Source organism: Pseudomonas sp. ANT_H4 (assembly GCF_008369295.1).
Taxonomy (GTDB): Bacteria; Pseudomonadota; Gammaproteobacteria; order Pseudomonadales; family Pseudomonadaceae; genus Aquipseudomonas.
The window spans coordinates 1-1,706 of sequence record NZ_VOBG01000069.1; the positions used below are offsets into that span (position 1 = coordinate 1).

At 60.1% G+C, this 1,706-nt stretch carries 1 protein-coding gene; it reads right to left on the reverse strand.

Translation table 11 applies throughout. From position 1 onward, the window contains the following. The coding region (locus FQ182_RS29530) for a DUF6531 domain-containing protein (protein ID WP_149494085.1) at window positions 1-1,706 on the reverse strand (1,706 nt) is incomplete at both ends.

Here is a 1,706-nt window from a genome sequence, read left to right on the forward strand (position 1 = left end):
CGACCAGCTTCGTCGTACTGATACGCCGTCACCGCCCCGAGCGGGTCCTGCTCGACCGTCAGCCGGCCCTTATCGTCGTAGGATTTGAAGTGCTCCGCGCCGTCCGGATCAATCCGCTGCACCAGCCGCGCACGCTGGTCGTGGACGTAGACTTCCTGGCTGCCATCAGCGTTATGCACGGTGACACTGCCGTTGTCGTCCCAGGCATAACGCGTGTCCATCTGCGAAAAACTGGCCCAGTGCCGCATGCAGCGTGCAGCCTTGCCGGACCGTTCCCACTCCCAAAAGAAACTCGCCCCACCGGCCAGTTCCCGCTCCAGGATCACCTGCTGATCGTCGTACCGATACCGCTCGCTTTCGCCTACAGCATTGGTTGCCTCAATCAGCCGCCCAGCGTCGTCATAGCGGTAGGAAACAACGTTCAGCTCGGTAACCCAGACGTACTCCTGATACTCCTCGGCGCGCTGTACCTGGTAGTCGACTGCAACGATATGGCCCCGGTCATAGCGCAGCAGCAACCCCCGCCCTACGCCGTTATCCAGCCGTTGAATCCGTCCTGAATGGTCGCGGGAAATACGCAGGCGGTTGTCGTACGCGTCGCTGATCGACGTCAGCACACCATCGCGGAAGTGATAAAAATGGGACGCCTGAGCCAGCACCAGTTCATCCGGCACTGAGCCTAGATAAATCGCCGCCTCCGCCAAGCTATTGCTGATCGCCGGCCGCGAAACGGTAGGCAGCACAAACGTTGTGCTGCGGTTCTCATGGTCGGTCCACACCACCGACTCGCCAATCACAGAAAGCCGCTGGGCCAGCGAATGGCTCCAGCCAAACCCCAACCCGCAATCCACTTCCACAGCACTGGTGCGATACACCCTTGTCCAGGCAAACGGCAGAAGTCCGTCCAGCTCACCGTCCGTGAGGGTCAGAAGTTCCTCACCGGTAACCATCGACACCGGGCAACCGTTGGTGGCGGTTTTATCGGCACTGGCCGCTGCATCGCCGTTAGGGTTTTTCGCAGAAGAGGGCACATCGTCGACAGGCTCCTGCTTCACCAGCGATGTACGCGCCGTCTTCGGCTCTCGCACCATCGGTGCCGGATTCGAAACCTCATCCGCGCCTACCTTCAGCGGCACACTCGCTGCCTTGACCGGTACCGCATGACTCTTAAGCGATACCGGCTTAAGTACCTCGGCATGCCCATCCATCCGGGCCGTGCCGCCCAACCTGGCCATCTGCTCCAGCCACTTCCGCGCACGGCCGGATTTGACCTTGCCCAGCACCTGCGTGCCCATGCGTACCGCTACGCCCATACCGCCGATGGCCCGCAGCAAAAGCAGATTGAGCAGTACCTCGGCGGTGATTTCGCTCAGCAACTCAATCAAGTAATGCGGCGGCAGCATGCGCATCCAACTGACCATCGCCGACAGGTAGATGAACAGCAGCGGCTCATCGCTCAGAATCAGCAGGCCGTTGGCAATCGCCTCGTTGCTCAGTTGCAGCAGTGCCTCAAGCTCGGTTTGCGACAGGTACTGCAGCAGCTTTTCGCTGTTGGGCTTGACGTCTGCCAACCATTTGTACAATTGCGCAATACCGTCCCAGAGACCGTAAAGCACGTTTCCAAACCCCTGCGCATACGCCAGTTGCAGCGAGGTGTAACGCTCGACAAAACCGGCCTTGGAGTAGCTCTCCCATATCGGCTTGAA